The following is a 25,493-nucleotide window of genomic DNA, read 5'->3' as shown; positions in this document are numbered from 1 at the left end:
GGGTGTTCCCCGCCAAGGCGGGAAACACCCCCGGCCCGCGACTTCCTAGCGCAGCCGATAGGCGCGCAGGATGTCCTGGGTCACGGTGTTGCCGTGCACGTCCCCGGCGCTCGCCCGCAACGACACGTAGCCGGACGACCCGGCGAGGTCCGGATGGGTGATCGTCACGGTGCCGCCGTCGCCGTCCCGCCGGACCTCGGCCCTCGTCCAGGTCGCGCCGTCGTCGAACGACGCCTCGACCCCGACCTCGCGGACCCGGCCCGCCGTGGCGGTCCGGTCGACCTGGAACGGGATCTGGAACACGCCGCCCGAAGGCGCCGAGGCGGCCCCGTCGAGTTGCGGCGAGAACCGTACGGCGAGCAGGGGCAGCGCGGTGGTGTCACGGGTGGCCTTCGAGTCGAACTCCCATGCGGCCTGGACCTTCGTGGAGACGTCCGCCTGACGGGTCGCGGACATGACCAGCCGGTAGTGAGCGCGGTCGGACGGCACCTGGAAGCCGGCGCCGTTCGGGGTGAGCCCGCCCGCGAAGATCTTGCCGTCCCGGTAGAGCTCGGTCCTGCCCGTGGCGCCGCCCCACGTCCCGTACGCGTAGTGACCGGGGGCCGGGTCGGACAGCAGCGGCAGGACGGCCGTGATGACATTGCCCTGGCGGGTGAGCGTGGTCGCGCCGACCACCGGCCCGAGCACGCCCGACATCCACGACTCCGTGTACTCCTGGCCCTCGGCGTACTGCCGCCACGTCTGGTTCTGGAGCTGGGCCAGCTTGGGAGTGGTCTTGTAGAGAACCGAGGACCAGCCGACCGGGCCGGTGCCGTGGAAGTAGGACGTGAGCGTGCCCGGCAGGCTCATCTCGGTGGTCCTGATGGGCTCGGCCGGCGGCGAGGCCGATCCCCGCTGCAGGGCGTAGTCGATCCGGTCCGCGGTGCCCGCGCCGCCCTGCGCACCGACGTCGGCCCGCACCTTCGCCAGGTCGGCGTCGCCGATGACCGGATGGGTCACCACAGGGCCACTGTCGCTCGCGACCGCGATGTTGCACACGGCGGCGCCGTCCGGGCCACAGGTGGCGCTACCGGCGACCCCGCGGAGGTACTGCGAGGCCGTGTAGACCATGCCGGGCGTCTCCGCCGGGGCGACGTACGCCTCGGTGGCCTGGCTCGCGTAGACCTGGCCGGTCCCGGCGAGCCCCAGCGCCGTGCCGCTGACGCCCTCGGCCTCCGTGCCGTTGAGCGTCGCGGCGACCTTCACGCCCTCGCGCGCGTCGAGCGTCACCTCGGCGTCCTTGCCGAGGGTCACGGGCTTGGCGACCAGCGTGAACGAGGGGATCCACGGCTCACGCGCGGGGTTCTTCGTGGGGATCCAGGAGAAGGCCGTGTACTCGCCCTCCGGCAGGGGGCCCTGCATCGGCCTGCCGTACGTGCCGCCGCCGTAGAACTGGCCGGTCTCGTGCCGGGCCAGATAGACGACGAAGCCGTACGTCCTGCCGTTGGTCACGCCGTCCCTGTCGATCGTGTTGACGGTGATCTGGTGGGTGACCGGCGTGGAGGACGCGGAGACGGCGGACCTGACGATGTCCTGTCCGGCGCGTGCGGTGATCAGGGCGCCCCGGGTGCCGGTGCCTCCCGCTGTGACCGTGACCTGGGCCTCGCCGTTGGCAGGCACCTCGACGTGACGCCGGTCGAGGGTGAAGTCGCTCCCGTGCGGCACATCGAGGTGCAGCTTCACGGCCCGGTCCCCGTCGTTGCGGTAGGTGATCGTGCCGGTGGTGGCGGTGCCGAGGTTGAGCGTGGCGGGTTCGGCGCGGACCAGTTGGCGGGTCGCCCGGTCCAGGTCCACGACCCCTACACCCTGCCCGAACACCGTGGCGTCGTCGATGGGCTCGGCCGTGCTGACGAGCGCGGCCTTGAGCCGTGCCGGAGACCAGCCGGGGTGCTGGGAGGCGAGGACCGCGGCTGCGCCCACCACGTGCGGCGTGGCCATCGAGGTGCCGTTGGCCATGGTGTAGCGGTCGTCGAGCGGCAGTCCCATGCTCGTGCCCGCGGCGCGTGCGGCGACGATGGCGTAACCGGGCGCGGAGATCTCCGGCTTGACGGCGTCGTCGCCGACCCTGGGACCGCGACTGGAGAAGGTGCTGAGCTGGCCGTCCTTGGTGACGCTGCCCACGGTGAGCGCGGCATCGGCGCTTCCGGGGGAGCTCACCGTACGGTCGCCGCCCGAGTTGCCCGCGGCCACGACGAACAGCGTGCCGTACTTGGCGGTGAGCGCGTTGAGCGACTGCGACATCGGGTCGGTGCCGTCGGTGAAGGCGCCGCCCAGGCTGAGGTTCGCCACCTTGGCGCCGGACGCGGCCGCCCACTCCATGCCCGCGATGATGGCGGAGTTGGGACAGCCCGAGTTCGTGCAGACCCTGCCGATCATCAGAGTGGCTCCCGGGGCGACGCCCGGCTGCGGGCCCGAGCCCGCGATGATCCCCGCGACGTGCGTGCCGTGGCCCACCGTGTCGGTGATGCCCGTGGAGCTCGCGGTGAAGTCGCGGGTTTCGCCGAGCTTGCCGGCGAGGTCCGGATGCGCCGCGTCGATCCCGGTGTCGAGCACCGCGACCTTCACGCCCGCGCCGGTGAACCCGCGCTTCCAGGCGGCCGGCGCGCCGATCTGCTCGACGCTCTCGACGTCGAGCGGCCGGGCGGTGCCGTCCAGCGAGACCTTCGCGATCCCGTCGGCCAGCCGCTCGGCCTGGGCCGGGGCCGTGGGGTTGATCCCCTTCCAGAACCCGGCCGTCTCCTTGCGCGCGACCGTGGCCGCGACGGCGTTGACCGACGGCAGCGCCCGCTTCACCTGGGCGCCGTCCATGCGGAGGTCGTCCGTGCCCTCCTTGACGGCCCCGGCGGAGGGATAGCTCACGATCAGCGGCAGGGTGCTGGAGCCCGCGCTCCAGTTGTCGAGCAGTTCCGACACGTTGAACAGGGCCGGATCCAGCGCCCCCGTGGCGAGGAGCCGCTGCGCGTCGAACGGCACGACCGAGACCTTGCCGCCCTCGACGGACTGCGTGAACGGCATGCCCTCGCGGCCCTGACCCGGCCGGAAGACCACGCCCGGCGAGCCGTCGGGCAGCACGTTGACGGTCACCTCGTCGCCGGTGATGAGGGTGACGGTGCCGGAAACCGGGCCGGCGCCCGGATCGACCGTGGCCGGTGCCGCCTGCCGGGCCGATTCCGCCAGTGGAGTGACCTCGGCTCGGGCGGCTTCGGAGAGTCCTGGGGTGAGACAGGCCGCCACAAGGGCGGCGGCAGCCGCGAGTAGTGGCCGGGGGGAGGACCGCATGCAGGCTCCTGGTGCAGTTCAAGAGAGGACCAAAGGTCGGAGACTTGCACAGGCAGGAATCCGTACGGAACACTGCACACTGGCAAAAACCGGGCAATAACGTAAATGCGGCACTACGGGGAGGTGACGCGTGCTCGAAGCTCTCGGGCTGACCGGCCGGGAGGAGGCTGTCTACCAGGCGCTGCTGGACGACCCCGCGATGACGGAGGCCGGGCTCCGCGAGGTGACCGGGATGGCGACCGTCTCCGCCGTGCTACGCGCGCTGCAGGACAAAGGCCTCGTGGCCCGGCTCGCCGGACGTCCCACGCGGTATTCGGCCGCGCCGCCCGAGGTCGCCGTCGAGATGCTGATCCGCGCCCGCGAAGAGGAACTGCAGAGGGTCAGGGTCGACTCCCTGCTGCTGACCGAACGCTTCCGCGCGGCACGCCGCCCTGAGGGCGCCGGCGCCCTCGTCGAGACGCTCGAAGGGGTGGACGCCGTACGGCAGCGCTGGATCCAGCTCCAGCAGGCGGCCAGGCACGAGATCTGCGTGCTCGACTGCCCGCCGTACCTCACCCAGTCCAACCCGGTGCAGAGCGAGCGGCACGCCCACGGCGTCGAATACCGGGTGGTCTACGACACCACGGCACTGACCGTCCCCGGGCGGCTGGAGGACATCGAGTCGCACATCAAGCACGGCGAGCATGCCAGGGTGGCCTCGGACGTGCCGGTCAAGCTGCTGCTGGCCGACGACCACGTAGGCATGATCTCCCTCTGGCGGCCGGCCACCGCGGACAGCGTAATGATCATTCACTCGTTGTCGCTGCTGACCGCCTTGCGGGCGCTGTTCGAGTCGGTGTGGAACCGCGCCTCGCCGTACTCGCTCGCGGGAGACCCGCTCGGCGGGGACGACCGCCGACTGCTGACGCTGCTCGCCGCCGGGATGACCGACGAGTCGATCGCCCGCCAACTGGGCTGGCACCCGCGGACCGTGCAGCGGCGGGTGCGCAGGCTCATGGACACGCTGGGTGTGCGCACCCGCTTCCAGGCCGGCATGCACGCCCAGCGCGAAGGCTGGCTCTAATCGTACTGCGCACCCGCCCCGCTCCCCGGGCCGGCGGGCGCCGCCCCCAAGTCCTCCCAGCGGCGATCGACCTCAGCGAGCTACCGCCGGTCTCCGGGCTGACGGAGTGTGAGCGTGGACGAGCGGATTCCCATGGTGAGCTTGGGGCGGACGAGCGTCGACAGGGGCAGGTATGAGCACCCCGTCACCGGCCGGCGCGAACTGCTCGCCCCGTCGCCGGGCCGGGACGACGGGGCGCAGGACCTGGCATCAGCCCTTGTAGTTGAACACCTGGTGGAGCGTGTGCTGGATCTCGACCAGGTCCTTCTGGTCCGCCATCACCTGGTCGATCGGCTTGTACGCCTCGGGGTGCTCGTCGACCAGGTAAGCGGCCCGGTTGGCGTTCCACGTCCGGCCGCGCATCGCCTCGGTCAGGGACTTGGCGGTCAGCTCGCGCTTGGCCCGGGCGCGGGACATCCTGCGGCCCGCCCCGTGAGAGCAGGAGTTGTAGGACGCCGGGTTCCCCCGCCCACGCACGATGTACGACCGGGTGCCCATCGAGCCCGGGATCACGCCTTCGTCACCGGTGTCGGCCTTGATGGCGCCCTTCCGGGTGATCCACAGGTCCTTGCCGTAATGCGTCTCCTTTTGGGTGAAATTGTGGTGGCAGTTGATCGTTCTGACCCGTGAGCCCTTGCCGACGACGCCGAACAGCGCGTTGCTCAGCACCTTGTCCATCCGGGCGCGCGAGGCCATGGCGTACCGCTGGGACCACAGCATGTCCTCGATGTACGCGGTGAACTCGGCGGTGCCCTGCACGAGGTAGGCCAGGTCCGGATCCTCCAAGCCCATTGCCTGACGCCTCATCAGGCCCTTCGCGCCGACGATGTGCTTGGTGGCCAGTTGGTTGCCGATTCCGCGCGACCCCGAGTGCAGCACCGTCCAGACCCGGTCACGCTCGTCGAGGCAGACCTCGACGAAGTGGTTGCCGGATCCGAGGGTGCCGAACTGGGACGCCACGGTCTTCTCCTGCTTCGGAGTCAGATCGGTGTGCGGCAGGCCCAGCTCGCTCAGAGCGCGGTCCGCGGCGCGGTCGTCGTGGCCCTTGCCGACGCCGGCCGGGATCCGCCTCTCCACCAGCGGCATCAGGGCGCCGAGGGACTCCGGAAGGTCGGCGGCCGTGAGCGTCGTCTCGGTCGCGACCATGCCGCAGCCGATGTCGACGCCCACCGCCGCCGGTATGATGGCGCCCTCGGTGGGGATGACCGATCCGACCGTCGCCCCGATGCCGATGTGCGCGTCCGGCATGAGGGCGACATGTCCGGACACGAACGGCATCCGCGCGGCGCGCGCAGCCTGCTCGATCGTGCCCGGGTCGACGTCACTCGCCCAGGACAGGAGGTTCGGTGCGACCTCGTTCGGCATGATGATCTCCTCTACGGTCGAGATCTACTGTGCCGATGTCTTCGCTGAGATCCCACTGATTATTCAACGCCCCTGAGCGCTCCGAACGGAAAGTCGGCTCTCAGCCCTTGGACACCGGACCGTTCACAGTGCCGAGGGGACGTGATGTCAGTTCGATTCGCTGTCGTCGGCCTCCCACACCGTTACATGCGTCCGCAGAAGCCCCTGACCGCGTGAATCGATCCGGACCAGCGCATACCGGCCCTCGGTCGTCAACAGGCAAAAGGCGTGCTTCGGGTTGATCGCATCGTTCCTCGGCGCGAGCTTCTTGTCACCCAGCCGGATCTTCGCGCAGGTGTTGAAGTCCCATGACTGGGACGCCGGGATCGCGGCTACCGATTCCCCACTGGGGCGGGCCTTCGTGCCGTTCAACCCGACGATCCAGTCGCTGTCGTTGTCCCCCGCGTACCCGACGTCTTGACCGCCTTTCCAAGCATCGTTGGTGGGGACCCAGTCCGTCACCTTCGAATCCAGGTCGTAGGCGATACCCGCGCGGAAGATGAGCGGCCCCTCACGCCGGACCGGCGGTGCCGGAACCTCGGTGGAGTGGTTGAGAAAGGTGTAATCCAGCAGATCCCGGCCGAATGCGAGAACGGCGACCAGCAAACCGGCAATGCCCACCACGAGGCCCACTGTCGTCGCTCGGTGCTGCCGTGACCGCCGACTCTCGCGTGACGGCTCCTCTTCTGCCATCGATACCTCCTGAGCGGGGCCCACGCCACGTCGCCTGCCGTGGAACGATCAATGGTCCTGATGCACATCGGCGACCGAAGCGGTTTCATTACCCTCCGGTTCACATCTTGGGACTGATCGCGGGCGGTCGCCACGGCCACGGCCGCCCCCAGCACCCCGGCCGCGCGGAAATGTGATCTCGCGGTTCTCTCCTTACCCTCAGCACCGACTCCCGGTGCGAGTGCCGACGGTAGGGAAGAAGCCGGCCGCGATCTGTGGACGAATCCGCGCTCCCGATGTACCCCGGTTACACCCCGGCCCGGCCGCGCCGACGCTCAGGTCGATCTTGACGAGGGAGTGGGGCGGTGCCAGGCTCACGGGGCGTGACCCCCGATCCTCCGGACTCCCGCGAGCCGAGCCACGCGCCGCTGACGGTCCTCCTGATCTTCCTCAGCCTGGTCCTCGCGATCATGCCGGTGCGACGCGTGGTCATCGAGATCGGCGAGCTCGGCCTGGCCGAGGTGGTGGGCCCGCTGCTGGTCCTCCTCGGCGTGCCGGCGCTCGGGGCCCTCGCCGGGGCCTCGGCCCGGATCGGCGGTCGCGGCGGGAGGCTCCTGGGTATCGCGATCGGGCTCTTCGTGGCCGGGCTCATCCTCATGATCCTGCTCGCCTGCTGGTTCCCCTACGCGATGCTCTCCCTGGACTGACCGGGCTTCAGGGGCAGGTCTCCATAAGAGCGAGGTAGCCGTCCTCCAGTGTCGGATCGGCCGGTTGCGCGCCAGGAGCCGGAGGTGCGGGCGCGACGACTCGGTAGCGTGTCCCGGCGCCGTCGGAGAGGGCGGCCACGATCTTCCCGACGGAGAGCGGGGGACCGGAAGTCGTGACCGTCCACACCCGCCGATCCCCCCGGGAGACCAGCTCCCCGCCCGTAGAGGAACGCGAACAACGGCCCGGCGTAGCGCTCGTACAGATCGGTCAGCGCACCGGCGTCACCGCCGGCGATCCTGGCCAGGAGGTGTGCCTCCCATGTATGCGAACCACCTCTCCAGCCCAGCGTCATCTCCCTGACTCCCCATCCGTCGGCAGGTGTGTAGCGCCGGCAGTGCCGCAGGGTTCACGGGCCGGCGCGCATATGGGACGGCCGGAGGCCGGCGGCATCGGAATGACGAGCGCACGGACGCGGTTGTCGTCAGAGAGAGCACAGGCCATAGGCTTGAGTCTTCTCTCGCAACGGAGGTCTCCTCGTGCTGGTTGACTCCTTCGGTCGGGTGGCGACGGATCTGCGAGTGTCGCTCACCGATCGGTGCAACCTGCGGTGCGCGTACTGCATGCCGCCCGAGGGACTCGACTGGCTCCCCAAGCCCGACCTGCTCACCGCCGAGGAGATCGACCGGCTCGTGCGGATCGGCGTCGAACGGCTCGGCATCACCGAAGTCCGGTTCACCGGCGGCGAGCCGCTGCTCCGCCGGGAGCTCGTGGAGATCGTCGTCGCGACGACGGCCCTGCTCCCGCGCCCGCAGGTCTCGCTCACCACGAACGGCATCGGCCTGTCCCGGCTCGCCGAGCCTCTCGCCCGCGCCGGGCTCGACCGCGTCAACGTCTCGCTCGACACGCTCGACCGTGACGTGTTCGTACGGCTCGCGCACCGGGACAGGCTGGGCGACGTGCTCGACGGCCTCGCGGCGGCCGACCGGGCCGGGCTCAGGCCCGTCAAGGTCAACACCGTCCTGATGCGCGACGTCAACCAGCACGAGGCGGTCCCGCTGCTCCGCTACTGCCTGGAGCGCGGCTACGAGCTCCGCTTCATCGAGCAGATGCCCCTCGACGCCCAGCACGGCTGGCGGCGGGAGGACATGGTGACGGCCGACGAGATCCTCGGGCTGCTCAAGGACGCCTTCGACCTCACGGAGGACGATCCGCGCGAGCGCGGCAGCGCCCCCGCCGAGATGTTCCTCGTCAACGGCGGCCCCGACCGGGTCGGCGTGATCGGCTCGGTCACCCGCCCCTTCTGCGGGGCCTGCGACCGCGTCCGGCTCACGGCGGACGGCCAGGTCCGCAACTGCCTGTTCGCCACCGAGGAGTCCGATCTCCGTACGGCAATGCGCGCCGGGGCGTCGGACGACGAACTGGCGGAACGGTGGACGGCGGCGGTCCGAGGCAAGAGGGCCGGGCACGGCATCGACGACCCGAGCTTCCTCCAGCCGGCCCGCCCCATGTCGGCCATCGGCGGCTGAGGGCCGCCGCCGGAAGATGGACGCGTTCCAGGACCACCCGGGCGGCATGCCGTACGACGCGGTGATCCTCGCGGGGGGACGGGCCCAGCGGCTCGGCGGCCTCGACAAGCCGGGCGCGCTGGTCGGCGGCACGCCGCTGATCGAGCGCGTGGCGGCGGCGGTGCTCCGCGCCCGCACGCTCGTCGTCGTGGGGCCTCGACGATCGGCCGTGAGCCCGGCGCTGCTCGCGAGGGCCGTCTTCACCAGGGAAGATCCCCCCGGAGGAGGGCCGGTGCCGGCGCTGCGCGCCGGGCTGGCCGAGGTCACCGCCGAGTGGGTGGTGCTGCTCGCCGCCGACCTGCCCTTCCTCACCGCCGCCCACGTGTCGGCCCTCATGCGGGCCGCGTCGCCCGCGGCGGCGGGAGCCGTACTGGTCGACGACGGCGGCAGGGAGCAGTGGCTGACCGGGGTGTGGCGCTCGGCCGTGCTGGCGGAGGCGCTGGAGCGGTATGAGGGCCGGTCGCTGCACCGGCTGCTCGGCCCGCTCGAACCGGCGCGGGTCCATCTGGCCCCGTCCGGGGACGAGTGGCCGCCGTGGTTCGATTGCGACACGATGGACGATCTCGGCGCGGCCCGGAAGCGGGCCCGCCAGGGATGAGGAGTGCGCATGAACGTGCTTGAGGAGTGGACCGCCCTCGTCTGCCGCGAGCTGGGGATCGACCCGGCCCGGGTCGACAGGGACGCGGTGCTCGATCTGACCAGGGACGTCGCCCACGGCGTCGCGCGGCCCGCCGCGCCGTTGACGGCCTACCTGGTCGGGCTCGCGCAGGGGGCGGGCACGGCGCCGCCGGACGTGGTGGAGAGGCTGTCGAGCCTGGCCCGGGACTGGGAGAGGGCCACGACCGAGACCCTGGGGGACGCGTAGCCCCGGACGACTCAGTCAATACAAGGGCTCAGTCAATACAGAGCCCAGTAAATAAGGGGTCCGGTAAATACAAAGGGCGACGCCGGGTGGTTACGGGGGCAAACCACCCGGCGTCGCTTTCATCGGCGTTCCGACGGGGGCCCGGAACGCCGGCACCAGCGCTCCGACGGGGGACCAGAGCGCTTGGCTAAACTGTACACCTACAACCCATGGGTTGCGTCAAGACTTTGTCACGACCCGATCTCGCGTCGATGGCGTGGTATCTCGTTTTGGTTAGATCCAGTCATGTCCATGGGTGGAGGAAGCCCCTGACCTCGTTGATTTGCCCCAACGACGGCAAGGTATGGCAAAAGAACGGCCCCCGCGACGAACAGCCCCCTGATGGGCCACGGAGCGGGGACGGCCACGGCAAGAATGAGGCATATGAGACGGATGCCCATCTTGATCAAATAGCTGATCTCGCGGCGCTTGATGTCGTCGGAGAGCGATGGCTGCGCGTCCGTCACCTGGTGGACGACCGCGCGGCCCTTTCTGAGCCTGCGCCATGGATTCACAATTACCACGGTAGTCCCCTCGCCACTCCCAGCCGCCGTGGGTGCCGCGGCGCGGCGGGGATACGATCATGCTCACCAGACACGAGGAGGAGCACGATGTCGGACCGAACCTACCGAGTGACAGAGATTGTCGGAACCTCGGGAGAGAGCGTCGACCAGGCCATCCGCAACGGCATCCGGCGGGCCGCCCAGACGCTGCGGCACCTGGACTGGTTCGAGGTCACCGAGGTGCGCGGGCACATCGAGGACGGCGAGGTCGCCCACTTCCAGGTCGGCATGAAGGTCGGCTTCCGGCTCGAAGACGCCTGAGCGACCCGAAGACCGCCCAGACGCCGCGACGGCTGAGACCAGTGAGATCCTGAGGTCCCTGAGACGCCGCTGAGCAGGCGGCCCGCCGGTCTCAGTTGGCCTGGCTCACCGTCGACATGTTGAAGTCCGGCACGCGGACCGGCGGCATGACGGCACGGGTGAAGTAGTCGTTCCACTCCCGGGGGAGGGTCTGCTCGCTCGCGCCCACCTCGGTGAGGCGCCCGAGCAGGTCCACCGGCGACTCGTTGAACCGGAAGTTGTTGACCTCGCCGACGACCTCGCCGTGCTCCACCAGATAGACGCCGTCCCGGGTGAGCCCGGTCAGCAGCAGCGTCTGCGGATCCACCTCGCGGATGTACCACAGGCAGGTCAGCAGCAGCCCCCGCTCGGTCGAGGCGACCATCTCCTCCAGCGATCGGCCGCCCTCCGGGCCCGTCATGATCAGGTTGTCGATCGGCGGGGTGGCCTTCAGCCCGGTCAGCTCGGCCGAATAACGGGTCTGCAGAAGATTCGCCAGCGTGCCTCCGGAGATCCAGTCCGTCGCGCCCAGCGGGAGCCCGTTGTCGAAGACCGACTGCTCCCGGCTGGAGGCGTGCGCGACCACGAACGGCGAGCACTCGATGCCGGGATACGCCGGGTCGCTGTACAGCCGCAGCGGGATGTCCGACAGCCGCTCACCGGCGCGCGTGCCGCCGCCGGGCTTGGAGAAGACCGTCCGGCCGTCCGCCGCGTCACGGGCGCCGGCCGACCAGTACAGGTAGATCAGCAGGTCGGAGACCGCGGTCGGCGGCAGAATCGTCTCGTAACGCCCGGCCTCCAGGCTGACTCGGCGCTTGGCCCACTCCAGCCGCTGGGCCAGCGTGGCGTCGAGCGCGGCGACGTCCACGTCGGTGAAGTCGCGGGTCGCCACGCCCGTCCAGGCCGACCTCGACATGTCCTCGGACTTGCCGTTGAGCTCCAGCCGCCCGGTCGGCTGGTCGTGGCGCAGCCGCAGGCCCGACGACGACCCCATGAACGTGGACGTCAGGATGTGCTCCGCGAAGCCGTACAGCCTCCTGCCGGAGGCCTCGGCGGCGGCGAACGACTCACCGAGCGCCGGGGCGAAGTCGCGGAAGACCTCGATCGACGTCGGCTCGACCGCGCGGTCCCACTCTCCGGCGGAGCCGGACGGCTGGGACGGCTCCACGAGCGGGCGGGCGTCCTCGGACGGCTGTGCGTCCCTGGCGGCCCTGTCGGCCGCCGCGACCACGTCGGCGAGCTGGTCCGGCCGTACGGCGGCGCGGGACACGACGCCCACGCCCTGCCCCACGACCGAGATGACGGTGAGCTGCGACGACCGGGCGACCCCGTTGGTCGTCAGCGTGTTGCCCGCGAAGCGCAGGTTGGCGGTGGACCCCTCGTCCACGATCACGACGCAGCCGTCGGCCTCGCTCAGCGCGAGCGCCCGCTCGACCGTCTCCTGTGGCGTGGTCATGCCGTCCTCCTGTTCATTGCGCTCGCTTCGCTCGCGCGGGCTCGGGGCGCCTTTGAGGCGGGGCGGTCGTGCCGGAGGTCGATCACTTGCCGCCCTCCTGGACGGTGTTGAGGATCCGCACGCCGCGGAACAGGGCCGACGGGGCGCCGTGACTGACCGGCGCGACCTGGCCGGGCTGGCCCTTGCCGCAGTTGAACGCGCCGCCGAGCACGTAGGTCTCCGGCCCGCCGACGGCCTCCATCGACCGCCAGAAGTCCGTGGTCGTCGCCTGGTAGGCGACGTCGCGGAGCTGCCCGGCCAGACGGCCGTTCTCGATCTTGTAGAACCGCTGCCCGGTGAACTGGAAGTTGTACCGCTGCATGTCGATCGACCAGCTCTTGTCGCCCAGGACGTAGATGCCCCGCTCGACGCGGGAGATGAGCTCGTCCGTCGAGGGGCCGTCCTCGGCCGGCCGCAGCGACACGTTGGCCATCCGCTGGATCGGCACATGACCGGGGGAGTCGGCGAACGCGCAGCCGTTCGAGCGTCCGAGACCCTTGAGCAGCGCCATCCGCCGGTCGAGCTGGTAGCCCACGAGCGTGCCGCCGCGCACGATGTCGAACGACTGCCCCTCCACGCCCTCGTCGTCCCATCCGACCGTGGCCAGGCCGTGCTCGGCCGTACGGTCACCGGCGACGTTCATGATCGGCGAGCCGTAGTGCAGGGTGCCCAGCTTGTCGAAGGTGGCGAACGAGGTCCCGGCGTAGGCCGCCTCGTAGCCGAGGGCGCGGTCCAGCTCGGTCGCGTGCCCGATCGACTCGTGGATGGTCAGCCACAGGTTGGAGGGATCGACCACCAGGTCGTACGTCCCGGCGTCGACCGAGGGCGCCTTGAGCTTCTCGGCCAGCAGCCCGGGGATCTCGGCGAGCTCGGCGGGGAAGTCCCAGCCGGTGCCGGTGAGGTACTCATACCCCCGGCCGACGGGCGGGGCCAGCGTGCGCATGTCGTCGAACCGGTCGCCGTCGGCCTTCATCGCGGTGAGCGACGGGTGGACCCTGACCCGCTGCTGCGTGGTGATCGTCCCCGCCGTGTCGGCGTAGAACTTCTGCTCCTTGACCTGCATGAGGGCGGCCGAGACGTGGTCGACCGCGCCCAGCATGCCGGAGGACCAGTCGCCCAGCAGGGCCACCTTGTCGCGGAGCGGCACCTCGAACGGGTCCACGTCGTAGGCGGACACCCACGTGACGTCGCCGTAGACCGGCTCGGGCGCCAGCTCGACCGGCTCCCGGTTGATCGGCGCGCTGACCGCGGCGACGCGCACCGCCTCCTCGGCCGCGCGGGCCGCGGCCTCCGGCGTGAGCTCGATCCCGGAGGCGAACCCCCAGGTGCCGTCCTTGATCACCCGTACGGCGAAGCCGAGGTCGTCGGCGTCCATGGAACCCTCGAGCCGGGCGTCGAACAGGCGCAGCGTCTCGGCGCGCACCCGTTCGAGGCGGAAGGCCGCGTGTTCGGCTCCCAGGTCGCGGGCGCGCTGGAGGGCCGCGTCCGCCAGCCGCCGCAGCGGCAGGGCGAGAAAGTCGGGGTCGATCTGGCGCATGTCCACGATACTAACCCTGTGATCTTGTGCCCTGCGGACAAGTGGTTACCCGGTGGTAGCCGATAGCGTCGGTCGCATGGTTCGCTCTGTTCTCGTCACCGGTGGAAATCGCGGCATCGGCCTCGCGATCGCCCGCGAGCTCGCCGCCGCGGGAGACGCCGTCGCCGTCACCTATCGCTCCGGCGAGCCCCCCGAGGGGTTGTTCGGCGTCCGCTGCGACGTGACGAGCTCCGCCGACGTGGACGCGGCCTTCGAGAAGGCCGAGGCCGAGCACGGCCCGGTGGAGATCGTGGTCGCGAACGCCGGCATCACCAAGGACACGCTGCTGCCGATGATGAAGGAAGAGACCTTCACCGACGTCATCGACACGAACCTGACCGGCGCCTACCGCGTGGCCAAGCGGGCCGTCCGGCCCATGCTCCGGCTCAGGCGCGGCCGGATCATTCTGATCTCCTCGGTGGTCGGCCTGCTCGGGTCGGCCGGGCAGACGAACTACGCCGCGTCCAAGGCGGGCATGGTCGGCTTCGGCCGGTCCCTGGCCCGGGAGCTCGGCTCGCGCGGCATCACGGTCAACGTGGTGGCGCCCGGGTTCGTCGAGACCGACATGACCGCCCTGCTGGACGACGCCCAGCAGGAGCAGATCCGCAAGAGCATCCCGCTCGGCCGGCAGGCCAAGGCGGAAGAGGTCGCCCGGGTCGTCAGGTTCCTGGCGAGCGACGACGCCTCCTACATCACCGGCGCGGTCATCCCGGTGGACGGCGGCCTCGGCATGGGCCACTGAGCCATCGGCACCGGGTCGCGAGCGGCCCGCGCGCATCCCGGACGGACGAGAGACTGGAGCTGAACATGGGTTTGCTGGAAGGGAAGCGACTGCTGGTCACCGGCGTCCTCACCGACTCCTCGATCGCTTTCAACGTCGCCAAGCTCGCCCAGGAGGAAGGCGCCCAGGTCGTGCTCACCGGCTTCGGCCGCCTGAGCCTGGTCGAGCGCATCGCCAAGCGGCTTCCCGAACCGCCGCCCGTCGTCGAGCTCGACGTGCAGGACACCGAGCACCTCGACACCCTGGCCGACCGCGTGGGCGCGCACGTCGACGGGCTCGACGGCGTTGTCCACTCCATCGGCTTCGCCCCGCAGACGGCCCTGGGCGGCAACTTCCTCAACACGACGTGGGAGGACGTCGCGACGGCCGTGCACGTCTCGACGTTCTCGTTCAAGTCGCTCGCGGTCGCCTGCCTCCCGTTGATGAAGGAGGGCGGCGCGGTCGTCGGGCTCGACTTCGACGCGACCAAGGCGTGGCCGGTCTACGACTGGATGGGCGTGGCCAAGGCCGGTCTGGAGTCCTGCTCCCGCTACCTTGCCCGTGACCTGGGCAAGCACGGCATCCGGGTGAACCTGGTCGCCGCCGGCCCGCTGCGCACCATGGCCGCCAAGAGCATCCCGGGATTCCAGGAGTTCGAGGAGAGCTGGCCGGCGAAGGCCCCGCTCGGCTGGGACCTCACCGACACGGCCCCGGCGGCCAAGGCGTGCCTCGCGCTGCTGTCCGACTGGTTCCCCGCCACCACCGGTGAGATCGTCCACGTCGACGGCGGCGTCCACGCCATGGGCGTCTGACCCCGGCCGAACCCCCACACTCCCTAGAAGATCCGGCGCAGGATCCTCGCCGCGGTACGGCTGAGCAGCTCGACCTGCTCCTCGCTGTATCCCGCGTGCCCGCTGCCGCGCAGGACCCGGGACACGGTCCTCGGATACGCCAGGACGAGCCCCTCGGCGACGACCACACGCGGGCGGCCGGCCGTGAAGAGCTTGCCGCCGTGCACCGCGAGGACCGGCTGGATCTCCACGTCGATGCCGGACTCGCGGGAGAGCAGGCCCGCCATGGCGGCCGCCGCGTCGGTCAGCCCCTTGGCGACCGCGGAGCCGTTCTTCTCGTCGAAGAACAGCTTGCCGCCGAACTGGGCGATGTGGACGTCGGGCCCCCACGCCTCGTTGTCGACGATCCAGACCCCGCCCGGACCGATCACCAGGTGGTCGATCGACGCCTCTCCGGGTACGGCCCGGCCGTCCAGGACGCTGTAGCCGTACTTCGTGAGGCCGCGGCGGAGCAGGCGGCCGGTGCGGACCTCGCCGCGGCGCTTGCCGCGCCACACGGCCGTCCTCTCGTGATCCCACCAAGAGAACAGGAGGTCGCCGCCCGCCGCGGCGGCCGCGCCCAGCGGGGCCATCAGGACCAGGGGAAGCGAGAACCGGATGGCGAGCAGGGCTCCGGCGACGGCTCCGATGCCGGTGATCCACCGCCTGCGTCGCAGTCGTGTGGGACGGGCCTCGGTCCAGAACTTCTCATACCACCACTGCGGGGAGCTTCCGTGAAACTTCTCATCCGGAGAGACGTAGATCGATCCACTGGACAACCGGCACCCCCGAGGTGACTGGCAGCTATATCCCTTGATCATTCATATACGCGAATGATCGGGACATATCTAGACAGGTTACGGAAGTAAACCGACAGGGTGACACGGAATAGGTCGAATCGCCCACCAGGCGTCACAGCACTCAATAGAGCACCACAAGAGGGCCGCAGCGGAGCGGCCCGGGCTGAGGGCGCGAGGTCCGAGGCGGAGCCTCTCTGGAGCGCCGGTCAAGTAAGGGAAGAAGGTGTGAGTACCCCGCCGCCCCGCCCTTACCGCGTGATCATGCACGTGTTCCCGCACGCACCGTCTTACCTGGTGTGTGTAGCGTGATCATGCAGTACGAGGGTGCGCCCGACGGACGGGCACCGCATGATCACAAACGGTGCCGGCACTGATCAGACCGCGTGCGATGGAATCCATGCATGATCACGATCCGGGAAACCCCACGTCCCCGAGCTTCCCGGGAAACCCTGCATGATCACGGCGATGGTCAGCTGACCGGTTCCCTAGGCGAGGCGGTGGCGTCCGGAGGCGCTGGGGAGCCCGATGCCGCCTTCCAGGGGGATCGACTCGTGCCTCTCCGTGCGGGCGCGCCGCGCCGAGACGACGCGCGTGGCCAGCACCGCCGATAGCAGCAGCGCCGCCGTCAGGGCGGTTCCCACCGCGTCGTACGGCTGCTGCGGCCGGAACGGGTCGCCCCTCATCTGGCCAGTCAGCCCGGGGACGTCCTGCCCTGGCCAGAGCAGCGGGATGCCGGCGTCCCTGTCGGGGTCGACATGGGGAGCGGGGGCGACACCCTGGCCGCCCGCCGGGATGAACCCCGGCAGGTCCACCGGCGGCCGATAGGGCTCGACCCGTAGCGTTCCGTCCGGCGTCCCGGTGGTGGCCGGGTTGGGCCGCCCCGGAGCCTGCCGGCCCCCTGGCGGCTCGTCCGCGTCGTCGGAGTCGCACTGCGCCCCGCCGACGATCGGGAGGCACGTGTCCTGGACGGTCCTCGTCAGGCCCTCGGTGATCGCCCCGGTTCCCGGCAGGCCCTCGGTCAGGCCGCCAGATGATCCGCTGGCTGATCCGCCGGACGAGCCACCCGATGTCCCTCCTGACGTCCCTCCTGACGTCCCGCCCGATGCGCCGCCGGAGGAGCCGCGTGAGCCTGACGTAGCCCCGTTCACCGTGTCCGTGACCGTCTTGTCCACCGCCTTGTCCAGCGTGCCGCCCACTGCCTGGGTAGCGCCCTCGACCGCGCCGCCCACCGAACCCACCGCGCCGCCCACCGCGCCGCCCGCTGTGTCGACGGTGTCGTCCACGGCCTTGGTGACGGGGGCCGTCGCGCCGCCCGTCGCGCTGTCCACCGCGTCGGTCACGCCGTCCGCGACCGAGCACAGGCTGCTGGTCACGCCGCCGAGCAGACCGCTTCCCGTGCAGTCGAGCGCGTGCGCGGGCGCCGAGGCCACCATGGGGAGTCCTCCGCTGAGGGCGATCGCCAGTGCTCCGGCAGAGATCGTGGAGGTCTTACGTAAGAGCCCCATTTATCCCCCTTTCGCCACCCGGGTGTCCAATCCCCGCTATGCCCCACACTCTTCGCTTGAGCGCCGAAGTTTGCAGTGGAAAGTTGCAATTCGGTATCGATGCGTGATACGCGAGGTCGATTCTCGTTCTTGTCGCAAGGCATCGTCTGAAGGGCCCCAGCCCCGCCCTCCCGCCGGAGGCGGGGGCCGTCACACGGGGTCGGAGACGTCGTCGAGGGCTTCGCGGATCTCCCAGGGGAGGGTGAGCTTCTCGGCCTGCAGCACGCCGAGGAGCTGGGCGTGGGTGCGGGCGCCGACGATCGCGGACGACACGCCCGGGCGGTCGCGTACCCAGGAAAGTGCGACCGAGAGCGGTGACACGCCGAGCCCCTCCGCCGCGGTGGTCACCGACTCGACGATCCGGCGGCAGCGCTCGTCGAGATAGGGCTGGACGAACTCGGCGAAATGCGGCGTGGCCGCTCGCGAGTCCGCCGGGATTCCGGTGCGGTACTTGCCCGTCAGCACGCCCCGCCCGAGCGGCGACCAGGCGAGGACGCCCGCCCCGACATGCCCGGCGGCGGGCAGCAGCTCCACCTCCGCGTCGCGGGCGAGCAGGGAGTACTCCGCCTGGGCGGTCACGATGGGGGCGCGCGACTCGCCGCACCGCTGCCAGACGGCCGCCGCGGCGAGCTGCCAGCCGGTGTAGTTGCACACGCCGGCGTAAGCCGTACGGCCTGTGGAGACCGCGAAATCGACGGCGGCGAGCGTCTCCTCCAGCGGGATGTCGGGGTCGAACGCGTGCAGCTGCCACAGGTCGACCTCGTCCAGCCCGAGCCGGGCCAGGGAGGCGTCGAGCGCCCTCACGAGGTGGCGGCGGGAGCCGTTCCGGCCGCCATCCGGAGTGAGCACCGCCTTGGTGGCGATCACCAGGTCGGCGCGCGGCACCACGTCGCGGATCAGCCTGCCGATCAGGCGCTCGGCGTCGCCCCCGCCGTAGACGTCGGCGGTGTCGATCAGCGTGCCGCCGGCCTCGGCGAACGCGGTGAGCTGCGCCGTCGCCTCCTCCGCCGAGGTGTCGCGGGCCCAGGTCATCGTGCCGAGCCCGATCCTGGACACCGAGAGACCGCTGCGCCCGACAAATCGCTGATCCATTGTCGGGTAAGACTAGCCGATAGGCTGTCCGCACCATGGATGTACTTCAGGCCATCGTGCTGGGCATCGTGCAGGGATTGACGGAGTTCCTGCCCATCTCCAGCTCCGCCCACCTGCTGATCGTGCCCAAGCTCGCCGGATGGGGCGACCCCGGCGCGGCGTTCACCGCCGTCATCCAGCTCGGCACGATGCTGGCGGTTCTGATCTACTTCTGGCGCGACATCGTGCGGATCTTCTGGACCTGGCTGCGCAGCCTGTGGACCCCGGAGCTCCGCGACGACCTCGACGCCAGGATGGGCTGGTACATCGGCCTGGGGACCATCCCGATCAGCGTCGCGGGCCTGCTGTTCAAGGACGCGATCGAGGGCCCGGCCCGAAACCTGTGGCTGAACGCGAGCATGCTGATCGTCTTCGGCCTCCTGCTGCTCGTCGCCGACCAGATGGGCCGCAAGAAGAAGGACGTCGCCGACCTGAACCTCCGCGACGGCCTCATCATCGGCGCCTGGCAGATGCTGCCGCTGATCCCCGGCGCCTCCCGCTCGGGCTCGACGATGACCGGCGCGCTGTTCCTCGGCTACACGCGCGAGGCCGCGGCGCGCTACTCGTTCCTCCTCTCGATCCCGGCGGTGATCCTGTCGGGCCTCTTCGAGCTCCGCCACGTGGGCGACGGCGGCGGGGTGCCCGTGGCGCCGACGCTGATCGCGACCGTGATCTCGTTCGTCGTCGGGTACGCCTCGATCGCCTGGCTGCTGCGCTACGTCGCCAGGCACTCGACGATCGTGTTCGTGGTCTACCGGGTCTTCGCCGGAACGTTCCTGCTCACGCTGCTCACCCTGGATGTGATCAAGTCGTGACGACCGTCCTTCTCGTACGGCACGGCCTCACGGCCATGACCGGGCCCGTCCTGGCGGGATGGACGCCGGGGGTCCACCTGAACGAGCGCGGGCGCGAGCAGGCCGAGGCCCTGGCCGGGCGGCTCGGGCCCCTGGAGCTCGACGCGATCGTCTCCAGCCCCCTTGAGCGGTGCCAGGAGACGGCGGCGGCCATCGCCCGCGGCCGGGCCGTGTCCGTGGAGACCGACGACCGGTTCGGGGAGTGCGGCTACGGCGACTGGACCGGAAGGCCGCTGAAGGAGCTGGCCAAGGAGCCGCTCTGGCAGGTCGTGCAGGCCCACCCCAGCGCGGCGGTGTTCCCCGGCGGCGAGGCCCTGGCGGACACCCAGAGCCGGGCCGTGCGGGCCGTACGGGACTGGAACGAGCGGCTGGGCGAGAAGGCCACCTATCTCGTCTGCAGCCACGGCGACGTGATCAAGGCCATCGTGGCGGACGCGCTCGGGCTCCATCTGGACCAGTTCCAGCGGATCACCGCGGACCCCGCCTCCCTCACGGTGATCCGCTACACCCCCCTGCGTCCCTTCCTGCTCAGATCCAACGACGTGGGGGGCGATGTGGGCAATCTCGTGCCTCCCAGCGAGGTTCCGGAGCACAAAGACGGGGGAGAAAACTCCACCGGGAGCGATGCCGCCGTCGGCGGCGGACCCGGGACGACATAGGGTCGGGCTATGCCGGTCTTCGACTACGATCCGCCTGACAGGTTCGTGGCCGGTGCCGTGGGGCAACCGGGGGCACGAACCTTTTTCCTGCAGGCCCGTGGGCAGGGCAGGATCACGACGGTTGCGCTCGAGAAGTTCCAGGTCGCCGTGCTCGCGGACCGGCTGGACGAGCTGCTCGACGAGGTGCTGCGCCGCAGTGGCGGCCGCGCCCCCGTCCCCGCCATGGCCCCCGCCGACCTGACCGACGAGGCTCCGCTGGACCTGCCGATCGACGAGGACTTCCGGGTGGGCACCATGGCCCTCGCCTGGGACCCGGAGACGGCACAGGTGATCATCGAGGCGCAGGAGGCCACCGACGCCGACGAGGAGGAGGTGGAGGACGAGCCGATCGTGGACGACCGGCCCGAGCCCGCCGTCCTCCGCGTCCGGATCAGCGCCGCCGCCGCGCGCGCGTTCAGCCGCCGCGCGCTGGACATCGTCGCCGCGGGCCGCCCGCCGTGCCCGCTGTGCGGCCAGCCCTTGGACGCCGAGGGCCACATCTGTGTCCGCCTCAACGGCCACCACCCCGGGGGTTTGTCAGCGTGAGGGAGCGAAGCAGCGCGATGATCGTCGCCGCGGTCCGGCGGGGAACTGAATGACAGCGGAGGGCGAGCCGAGCATCACTGACGAAGAGGGGCCGGGGCTGGACGACGCCACGGCCATGCGTCTGCTGCGGGACGGCACGCTCGACGTGGCCGGCAGGCTGGTCGAGGCCACCAACATGACGCTCTACTGCTCGATACGCAACGGCGCGCACGTGGCGGCGTGCGTGTACAAGCCGGTGCGCGGCGAGCGCCCGCTGTGGGACTTCCCCGACGGCACGCTCGCCGCCCGGGAGGTGGCCGCCTACGAGGTGGCGGCGGCCACGGGCTGGCGCATCGTGCCGCCGACCGTCTACCGCGACGGCCCTCTGGGACCGGGCATGGTCCAGCTCTGGATCGACACCGACCCCGAGACCGACCTGCTCGCCCTGGTGCGCAGCCGGCACCCCGCCCTGCGCCGGATGGCCGTGTTCGACGCCGTGGTGAACAACGCCGACCGCAAGGGCGGCCACCTGCTGCCGTTACGGGACGGGCACATCTACGGCGTGGACCACGGTGTGTGCTTCGCGGCCGACGACAAGCTGCGGACCGTGCTGTGGCAGTGGCGCGGCAAGCCGCTCCCGCGCGAGGCGGTCACGGTGCTGGTCAACCTGGAGCACGAGATCGAGCGCGGCCGCCTCGGCCGGCGGCTGCGGGAGCTGCTCGCCCCCGCCGAGGTGGAGGCCACGTGGGAGCGGGTCAGGCGGCTGCTGGACACCGGCATCCATCCCTATCCGTCGGAAGACTGGCCGGCGATCCCCTGGCCCCCGATTTAAGGTGACTTGCGCAAACTGCGTGGATTGTGCACTCTGCAGAAGGTCTCTACCGATTCTGGAGGGAACGCGCATTGTGTACGGTCATCGTGAGCGTGGAGCCGGAAGCCGAGGCTCCGGTGCTCCTCGCGGGGGTGCGTGACGAGTTCGTCACGCGGCCGTGGATGTCCCCGGCGCCCTACTGGTCCGAGTACCCCGGGCTGGTCGGCGGCCGGGATCTCATGGCGGGCGGCACGTGGCTGGCCGCCGACCCGGCTGGCCGGAGGGTGGCCGCGCTGCTGAACGGCCGGGGCGCCCTCGCTTCCCAGGAGATCCGCCGCTCCCGTGGCGACCTGCCGCTGCGCGCCGCCGTCGCGGGGGAGCTCCCACCGGTCGATCTCCCCGCGTACGACCCCTTTCATCTCGTGGTCGGGGGTCTCGACGGCGTGCGGATCTGGAGCTGGAACGGAGAGCGGCTCACCGAGGAGAAGCTGCCCGCGGGCGTGCACATGCTGGTCAACACCGGCTGGGAACGCGGCGACGACAATCCCCGGGTCTCCTATTTCCGGTCCCGGTTCGCGGCAGCCGTACGGCCTCGGTGGCCGGGCAGCGGCTCGACGGAGCGGTTCTGGGGCGAATGGCTTCCCCTGGCGTCCGGCGCCGGGCTGGCCCACGACGACCCGAGGGCCCTGCTCGTCAGGCAGAGGCTGGAGGACGGGCGGATCTTCGCGACGCTGTCCGTCACCCTGATCGCCCTGAGCGAGGGCGGCATGCGCTACGACTTCTGTCCGCAGCCGGAGGATCCGTCATCCTGGCACGAGGTTCGCACTCCCGGCTGATCGGACATCACCGAGCGCGGATAGGCTTCACAGCATGCGATCGTGGTCTGCTCCGAACGTCCCCCGGCTGCCCGGTTCGGGTATTCCGCTGCACCTGTACGACACCGCCTCCCGCGCTGTCCGCGAGACCCGCCCCACGGGCGAGGCCAGGATGTACGTCTGCGGCATCACTCCCTACGACGCGACCCATCTCGGGCATGCCAACACCTACCTCGCCTTCGACCTGGTCAACAGGGTGTGGCGGGACGCGGGCCACGACGTCCACTACACGCAGAACGCCACGGACGTGGACGATCCGCTCCTTGAGCGCGCCCAGGCGACGGGGGTCGACTGGCAGACCCTGGCCGAGCGGGAGATCGACCTGTACCGGTCCGACATGGAGGCCCTGCGCATCCTGCCGCCACGGGAGTACGTCGGGGTCACAGAGATCATCGAGGAGATCGCGGAGCTCGTCGGCCGGTTGACCGAGCGGGGCGCCACCTACGACCTCGACGGCGACGTGTACTTCTCGGTCGCCGCGGCGCCCAAGTTCGGCGCCGTCTCCGGCTACTCGGAGGAGCGGATGCTGGAGCTCTTCCCCGAGCGCGGCGGCGACCCCGGCCGCGAGGGCAAGCGCCACCCGCTCGACTGGCTGCTGTGGCGCGCGGAGCGCGCGGAAGAGCCGTCGTGGCCCGCGCCGTTCGGCCCTGGCCGCCCCGGCTGGCACGTGGAGTGTACGGCGATCGCCCTGCGGAACCTCGGCAGCGGGTTCGACGTCGCGGGCGGAGGCTCCGACCTGATCTTCCCCCACCATGAGATGGGCGCCTCGGAGGGCCACGTGGCCACGGGGGAGTGGCCGTTCGCCAGGGCGTACGTGCATGCCGGGATGGTCGCCCTCGACGGCGAGAAGATGTCGAAGTCGAAGGGCAACCTCGTCTTCGTCTCCAAGCTCCGGCAGACGGCCGACCCCATGGCGGTACGGCTCGCGCTGCTGACCCACCACTACCGCTCCGACTGGGAGTGGACCCCCGAGCAGCTCGCCGAGGCCGAGGCCAGGCTGGCCCGGTGGCGCGTCGCCTTCGCCCGGCCGTCCGGCCCGGACGCGACAGCCGTACTGACCGGAGTGCGCGAGCGGATGGCCGACGACCTCGACGCGCCGGGGGCCCTGGCCGTCATCGACCAGTGGGCGGCGGCGGAGGGGGACGACCCGGCCGCCCCGGGTCTGGTCCGAGACATCGCCGACAGCCTGCTCGGAGTCGCGGTCGCCGCCGACTAGCGCCGACTAGCGCCGCAGGCCCCGGTGACGCGCTGATCGGCGACGGCGCGGTGTCAGTTGTTCCTGCCTGTTTCCTGCCTGTCTTCCTGCTGTGTTCCTGCCTGCGGGACGCGGTGATGGGCGTCGCGATCATCGGCGACGCCGGTCGGCGGGGTGTGAGTGGTGGTCGAGTGGCGGCTGAATGTCGGCTGAGTGTCGGTTGTGTGGAGTCACAGGATGCTGGCATCCAACCGTTACCGATGATGCCCGCGATCGCCCTGAGGGCGACATAGCGTCCATATTTACCAGCGGGGGAGATGAGGACGGCAGTGAAGCGCATCATGGGACTGGTTTCCTTGGCGGCGGTCGTGCTGCTCGCGGCCTGCTCGGCCGGCGTCGAGGAACCGGCCACCAGGACGCGAGCCTCGGCCAGGCCTTCCGGCACCGTCCCCTCAGAGAAGGTCCTGCACAGCGACAACCTGCGGCTCGTGGCCAACGTGCCCCTGGACGCGCCATTTGACGGGCCCGAGTCGTGGGGCACCGATCTCGCCTTCCAGGGAAACTACGCCTTCGTCGGCAACTACGACGGGTTCACGGTCTTCGACATCAGCGACCCGGAGAAGCCCTTCGTCCTCACGCGGGTCCTCTGTCCCGCCGGGCAGAACGACATTTCCGTTTACGGGAACCTGCTGTTCCTCTCCGTGGACGAGCCGAGGGCGGGGGAGGGCTGCGAGAGCGGGCGCGGTGACCCGTCGCTGGAGACGTCCTGGGAGGGCATCAGGATCTTCGACATCAGCGATGTGGGCAACCCGCGGTACGTGAAGGCCGTCCGCACAGAGTGCGGCTCGCACACGCACGCGCTGATCCCCGGTCCGGACATCGACTATCTCTACGTCTCCTCTCCCGGCCCCATCCCGGACACCGCCAACTGCGGCCCCCCGCACGAGATGATCTCGATCGTCGAGGTGCCGGTGAACGACCCGGCCGCCGCCCGGGTCGCGGCGACCCCGACGTTGTTCCAAGGACGCGACGCCGGCAAGTTCGGCGGCTGTCACGATATGACCGTCTATCCGGAGAAGAAGCTGGCGGCCGGGGCGTGCTATGGGGACGGCATCCTGCTGGACATCGCCGACCCGCTGCGGCCCAAGGTGCTCCAGCAGGTGAGCGACCACCAGAACTTCTCCGTCTGGCACTCGGCCACCTTCAACAACGACGGCACGAAGGTCGTCTTCACCGACGAGCTCGGCGGTGGACAGTCGCCCATGTGCACCGCCGAGATCCCGCACAACAAGGGTGGGGACGCCATCTACGAGATCACCGCCGACCGCAAGCTGGTCCGGCTGGGCCTTTACAAGATTCCGAGAGTGCAGTCGGATACGGAGAACTGCGTCGCCCACAACGGCTCGCTCGTCCCCGTCCATGGGAAGGACATCCTCGTCCAGGCCTGGTACCAGGGAGGGGTGTCCGTCTGGGACTTCACCGATCCCGCCGCCGCGAGTGAGATCGCGTACTTCGACAGGGAGGCGCTCCCCGGCGCCCACGCGCTCGGCGGCTCGTGGTCGGCCTACTACTACAACGGCTACATCTACTCCAGCGACATCACCAAGGGCCTCGACGTCCTGAAGGTCACCGACCCCCGTACCGACCCCGCTGACGACATCCATCTGAAGGGCCTCAACGCCCAGACCCAGGAGTCGTACTAAGGCTTGTTCAGATAGCGGGCGCCGGTTGGTGGCTGGGACTCGCCTGGCGTGTCGTTGATCGCCCCTGGGACTCGAGGGGTGGGCTGACCACCAGGGTGCACCTGGCCTGCGAGCAGCGGAAAGTCCGTCACCGTCCTGCTCCTGAGCGCGGCCACGACGTCACGCCTACGTCCGCTCCCCA

At 70.4% G+C, this 25,493-nt stretch carries 25 protein-coding genes; 15 read left to right on the top strand and 10 right to left on the bottom strand.

The window, feature by feature from the left end; translation table 11 throughout:
* Positions 1-45 precede the first annotated feature (45 nt).
* Positions 46-3,318 carry a S8 family serine peptidase gene (locus ABH927_RS02255; protein WP_370017721.1) on the bottom strand — a complete coding sequence of 1,091 codons (3,273 nt, stop codon included), beginning with the start codon at positions 3,316-3,318 and terminating at the stop codon, positions 46-48.
* A gap of 130 nt (positions 3,319-3,448) precedes the next feature.
* Between ABH927_RS02255 and ABH927_RS02250 the strand changes: the two genes are divergently transcribed.
* The gene (locus tag ABH927_RS02250) at positions 3,449-4,381 is read left to right on the top strand and encodes a helix-turn-helix domain-containing protein (protein ID WP_370017720.1); all 933 of its coding nucleotides are present in this window, start codon (positions 3,449-3,451) and stop codon (positions 4,379-4,381) included.
* Positions 4,382-4,630: 249 nt separating this feature from the next.
* Here the strand turns inward: ABH927_RS02250 and ABH927_RS02245 are convergent, their stop codons facing one another.
* Positions 4,631-5,785 (bottom strand): RtcB family protein, encoded by a 1,155-nt coding sequence (locus ABH927_RS02245; protein WP_370017719.1) that lies wholly within the window; start codon positions 5,783-5,785, stop codon positions 4,631-4,633.
* A gap of 147 nt (positions 5,786-5,932) precedes the next feature.
* Entirely contained in the window at positions 5,933-6,448 is a 516-nt protein-coding gene (locus tag ABH927_RS02240; RefSeq protein ID WP_370017718.1) for a hypothetical protein, read from the bottom strand.
* 413 nt (positions 6,449-6,861) lie between these two features.
* On the opposite strand from ABH927_RS02240, the gene ABH927_RS02235 reads away from it, so the two are divergent.
* Positions 6,862-7,203, top strand: a complete 342-nt coding sequence (locus ABH927_RS02235; RefSeq protein WP_370017717.1) for a hypothetical protein — start codon at positions 6,862-6,864, stop codon at positions 7,201-7,203.
* A gap of 7 nt (positions 7,204-7,210) precedes the next feature.
* Here the strand turns inward: ABH927_RS02235 and ABH927_RS02230 are convergent, their stop codons facing one another.
* Complete coding sequence (locus tag ABH927_RS02230) at positions 7,211-7,390, bottom strand: hypothetical protein (protein WP_370017716.1); 180 nt, start codon at positions 7,388-7,390, stop codon at positions 7,211-7,213.
* A gap of 350 nt (positions 7,391-7,740) precedes the next feature.
* Here ABH927_RS02230 and moaA point away from each other — a divergent pair, with 350 nt between their 5' ends.
* The 3 genes from moaA to ABH927_RS02215 are packed head-to-tail and all read left to right on the top strand — an operon-like array spanning position 7,741 to position 9,634.
* Positions 7,741-8,730: a GTP 3',8-cyclase MoaA gene (gene moaA, locus ABH927_RS02225; protein ID WP_370017715.1), complete on the top strand. Its 990-nt coding sequence runs from the start codon at positions 7,741-7,743 to the stop codon at positions 8,728-8,730.
* A 16-nt stretch (positions 8,731-8,746) separates the two neighbouring features.
* Positions 8,747-9,367: a molybdenum cofactor guanylyltransferase gene (locus tag ABH927_RS02220; RefSeq protein WP_370017714.1), complete on the top strand. Its 621-nt coding sequence runs from the start codon at positions 8,747-8,749 to the stop codon at positions 9,365-9,367.
* Positions 9,368-9,376: 9 nt separating this feature from the next.
* Positions 9,377-9,634: a DUF6457 domain-containing protein gene (locus ABH927_RS02215; protein ID WP_370017713.1), complete on the top strand. Its 258-nt coding sequence runs from the start codon at positions 9,377-9,379 to the stop codon at positions 9,632-9,634.
* A 230-nt stretch (positions 9,635-9,864) separates the two neighbouring features.
* Here the strand turns inward: ABH927_RS02215 and ABH927_RS02210 are convergent, their stop codons facing one another.
* The gene (locus ABH927_RS02210; protein WP_370017843.1) at positions 9,865-10,140 is read right to left on the bottom strand and encodes a DUF3099 domain-containing protein; all 276 of its coding nucleotides are present in this window, start codon (positions 10,138-10,140) and stop codon (positions 9,865-9,867) included.
* A 144-nt stretch (positions 10,141-10,284) separates the two neighbouring features.
* Here ABH927_RS02210 and ABH927_RS02205 point away from each other — a divergent pair, with 144 nt between their 5' ends.
* Positions 10,285-10,497 (top strand): dodecin, encoded by a 213-nt coding sequence (locus ABH927_RS02205; protein ID WP_370017712.1) that lies wholly within the window; start codon positions 10,285-10,287, stop codon positions 10,495-10,497.
* A 91-nt stretch (positions 10,498-10,588) separates the two neighbouring features.
* Here ABH927_RS02205 and ABH927_RS02200 read toward each other — a convergent pair whose 3' ends face one another.
* On the bottom strand, positions 10,589-11,971 hold the full coding sequence (locus ABH927_RS02200; protein ID WP_370017711.1) for a metallopeptidase TldD-related protein: 1,383 nt from the start codon (positions 11,969-11,971) through the stop codon (positions 10,589-10,591).
* A gap of 82 nt (positions 11,972-12,053) precedes the next feature.
* Positions 12,054-13,547 carry a TldD/PmbA family protein gene (locus ABH927_RS02195; RefSeq protein WP_370017710.1) on the bottom strand — a complete coding sequence of 498 codons (1,494 nt, stop codon included), beginning with the start codon at positions 13,545-13,547 and terminating at the stop codon, positions 12,054-12,056.
* 76 nt (positions 13,548-13,623) lie between these two features.
* Between ABH927_RS02195 and fabG the strand changes: the two genes are divergently transcribed.
* A complete protein-coding gene (gene fabG / locus ABH927_RS02190) occupies positions 13,624-14,328 on the top strand; it encodes a 3-oxoacyl-[acyl-carrier-protein] reductase (RefSeq protein ID WP_370017709.1) in 705 nt (234 codons plus the stop codon).
* A gap of 65 nt (positions 14,329-14,393) precedes the next feature.
* Complete coding sequence (gene fabI / locus ABH927_RS02185; RefSeq protein ID WP_370017708.1) at positions 14,394-15,158, top strand: enoyl-ACP reductase FabI; 765 nt, start codon at positions 14,394-14,396, stop codon at positions 15,156-15,158.
* 23 nt (positions 15,159-15,181) lie between these two features.
* Here fabI and ABH927_RS02180 read toward each other — a convergent pair whose 3' ends face one another.
* The 3 genes from ABH927_RS02180 to ABH927_RS02170 form a co-directional block, all read right to left on the bottom strand.
* A complete protein-coding gene (locus ABH927_RS02180; protein ID WP_370017707.1) occupies positions 15,182-15,955 on the bottom strand; it encodes a nuclease-related domain-containing protein in 774 nt (257 codons plus the stop codon).
* 506 nt (positions 15,956-16,461) lie between these two features.
* A complete protein-coding gene (locus ABH927_RS02175; RefSeq protein ID WP_370017706.1) occupies positions 16,462-17,481 on the bottom strand; it encodes a hypothetical protein in 1,020 nt (339 codons plus the stop codon).
* Positions 17,482-17,670: 189 nt separating this feature from the next.
* Complete coding sequence (locus ABH927_RS02170) at positions 17,671-18,612, bottom strand: aldo/keto reductase (protein ID WP_370017705.1); 942 nt, start codon at positions 18,610-18,612, stop codon at positions 17,671-17,673.
* Positions 18,613-18,647: 35 nt separating this feature from the next.
* On the opposite strand from ABH927_RS02170, the gene ABH927_RS02165 reads away from it, so the two are divergent.
* The 7 genes from ABH927_RS02165 (at position 18,648) to ABH927_RS02135 (ending at position 25,312) form a co-directional block, all read left to right on the top strand.
* Complete coding sequence (locus ABH927_RS02165; RefSeq protein WP_370017704.1) at positions 18,648-19,466, top strand: undecaprenyl-diphosphate phosphatase; 819 nt, start codon at positions 18,648-18,650, stop codon at positions 19,464-19,466.
* Positions 19,463-20,164, top strand: a complete 702-nt coding sequence (locus ABH927_RS02160) for a histidine phosphatase family protein (RefSeq protein WP_370017703.1) — start codon at positions 19,463-19,465, stop codon at positions 20,162-20,164. The genes ABH927_RS02165 and ABH927_RS02160 overlap by 4 nt, the downstream gene beginning before the upstream one ends.
* Before the next feature lie 9 nt (positions 20,165-20,173).
* Complete coding sequence (locus tag ABH927_RS02155; protein WP_370017702.1) at positions 20,174-20,749, top strand: DUF3090 domain-containing protein; 576 nt, start codon at positions 20,174-20,176, stop codon at positions 20,747-20,749.
* A gap of 49 nt (positions 20,750-20,798) precedes the next feature.
* Complete coding sequence (locus ABH927_RS02150) at positions 20,799-21,560, top strand: SCO1664 family protein (RefSeq protein WP_370017701.1); 762 nt, start codon at positions 20,799-20,801, stop codon at positions 21,558-21,560.
* A gap of 26 nt (positions 21,561-21,586) precedes the next feature.
* Positions 21,587-22,375 (top strand): NRDE family protein, encoded by a 789-nt coding sequence (locus tag ABH927_RS02145; protein WP_370017700.1) that lies wholly within the window; start codon positions 21,587-21,589, stop codon positions 22,373-22,375.
* 34 nt (positions 22,376-22,409) lie between these two features.
* Entirely contained in the window at positions 22,410-23,630 is a 1,221-nt protein-coding gene (mshC, locus tag ABH927_RS02140) for a cysteine--1-D-myo-inosityl 2-amino-2-deoxy-alpha-D-glucopyranoside ligase (RefSeq protein ID WP_370017699.1), read from the top strand.
* Positions 23,631-23,950: 320 nt separating this feature from the next.
* Positions 23,951-25,312, top strand: a complete 1,362-nt coding sequence (locus tag ABH927_RS02135; protein ID WP_370017698.1) for an LVIVD repeat-containing protein — start codon at positions 23,951-23,953, stop codon at positions 25,310-25,312.
* The last annotated feature ends 181 nt before the right edge of the window (positions 25,313-25,493 follow it).

The sequence above is a fragment of the Planotetraspora sp. GP83 genome (assembly GCF_041262585.1).
Taxonomy (GTDB): Bacteria; Actinomycetota; Actinomycetes; order Streptosporangiales; family Streptosporangiaceae; genus JAOEGB01.
This window is presented reverse-complemented; position numbering and strand designations above follow the sequence as displayed.

Bases quoted from the DNA above. Each gene is read 5' to 3' on its own strand.
- mshC (WP_370017699.1), top strand. From the start codon at position 22,410: ATGCGATCGTGGTCTGCTCCGAACGTCCCCCGGCTGCCCGGTTCGGGT.
- ABH927_RS02150 (WP_370017701.1), top strand. From the start codon at position 20,799: ATGACAGCGGAGGGCGAGCCGAGCATCACTGACGAAGAGGGGCCGGGG.
- ABH927_RS02135 (WP_370017698.1), top strand. From the start codon at position 23,951: ATGGGACTGGTTTCCTTGGCGGCGGTCGTGCTGCTCGCGGCCTGCTCG.
- ABH927_RS02205 (WP_370017712.1), top strand. From the start codon at position 10,285: ATGTCGGACCGAACCTACCGAGTGACAGAGATTGTCGGAACCTCGGGA.
- ABH927_RS02255 (WP_370017721.1), bottom strand. From the start codon at position 3,318: ATGCGGTCCTCCCCCCGGCCACTACTCGCGGCTGCCGCCGCCCTTGTG.
- ABH927_RS02200 (WP_370017711.1), bottom strand. From the start codon at position 11,971: ATGACCACGCCACAGGAGACGGTCGAGCGGGCGCTCGCGCTGAGCGAG.
- ABH927_RS02215 (WP_370017713.1), top strand. From the start codon at position 9,377: ATGAACGTGCTTGAGGAGTGGACCGCCCTCGTCTGCCGCGAGCTGGGG.
- ABH927_RS02195 (WP_370017710.1), bottom strand. From the start codon at position 13,547: ATGCGCCAGATCGACCCCGACTTTCTCGCCCTGCCGCTGCGGCGGCTG.
- ABH927_RS02175 (WP_370017706.1), bottom strand. From the start codon at position 17,481: ATGGGGCTCTTACGTAAGACCTCCACGATCTCTGCCGGAGCACTGGCG.
- ABH927_RS02245 (WP_370017719.1), bottom strand. From the start codon at position 5,785: ATGCCGAACGAGGTCGCACCGAACCTCCTGTCCTGGGCGAGTGACGTC.
- ABH927_RS02165 (WP_370017704.1), top strand. From the start codon at position 18,648: ATGGATGTACTTCAGGCCATCGTGCTGGGCATCGTGCAGGGATTGACG.
- ABH927_RS02155 (WP_370017702.1), top strand. From the start codon at position 20,174: ATGCCGGTCTTCGACTACGATCCGCCTGACAGGTTCGTGGCCGGTGCC.
- fabG (WP_370017709.1), top strand. From the start codon at position 13,624: ATGGTTCGCTCTGTTCTCGTCACCGGTGGAAATCGCGGCATCGGCCTC.
- fabI (WP_370017708.1), top strand. From the start codon at position 14,394: ATGGGTTTGCTGGAAGGGAAGCGACTGCTGGTCACCGGCGTCCTCACC.
- ABH927_RS02220 (WP_370017714.1), top strand. From the start codon at position 8,747: ATGGACGCGTTCCAGGACCACCCGGGCGGCATGCCGTACGACGCGGTG.
- ABH927_RS02170 (WP_370017705.1), bottom strand. From the start codon at position 18,612: ATGGATCAGCGATTTGTCGGGCGCAGCGGTCTCTCGGTGTCCAGGATC.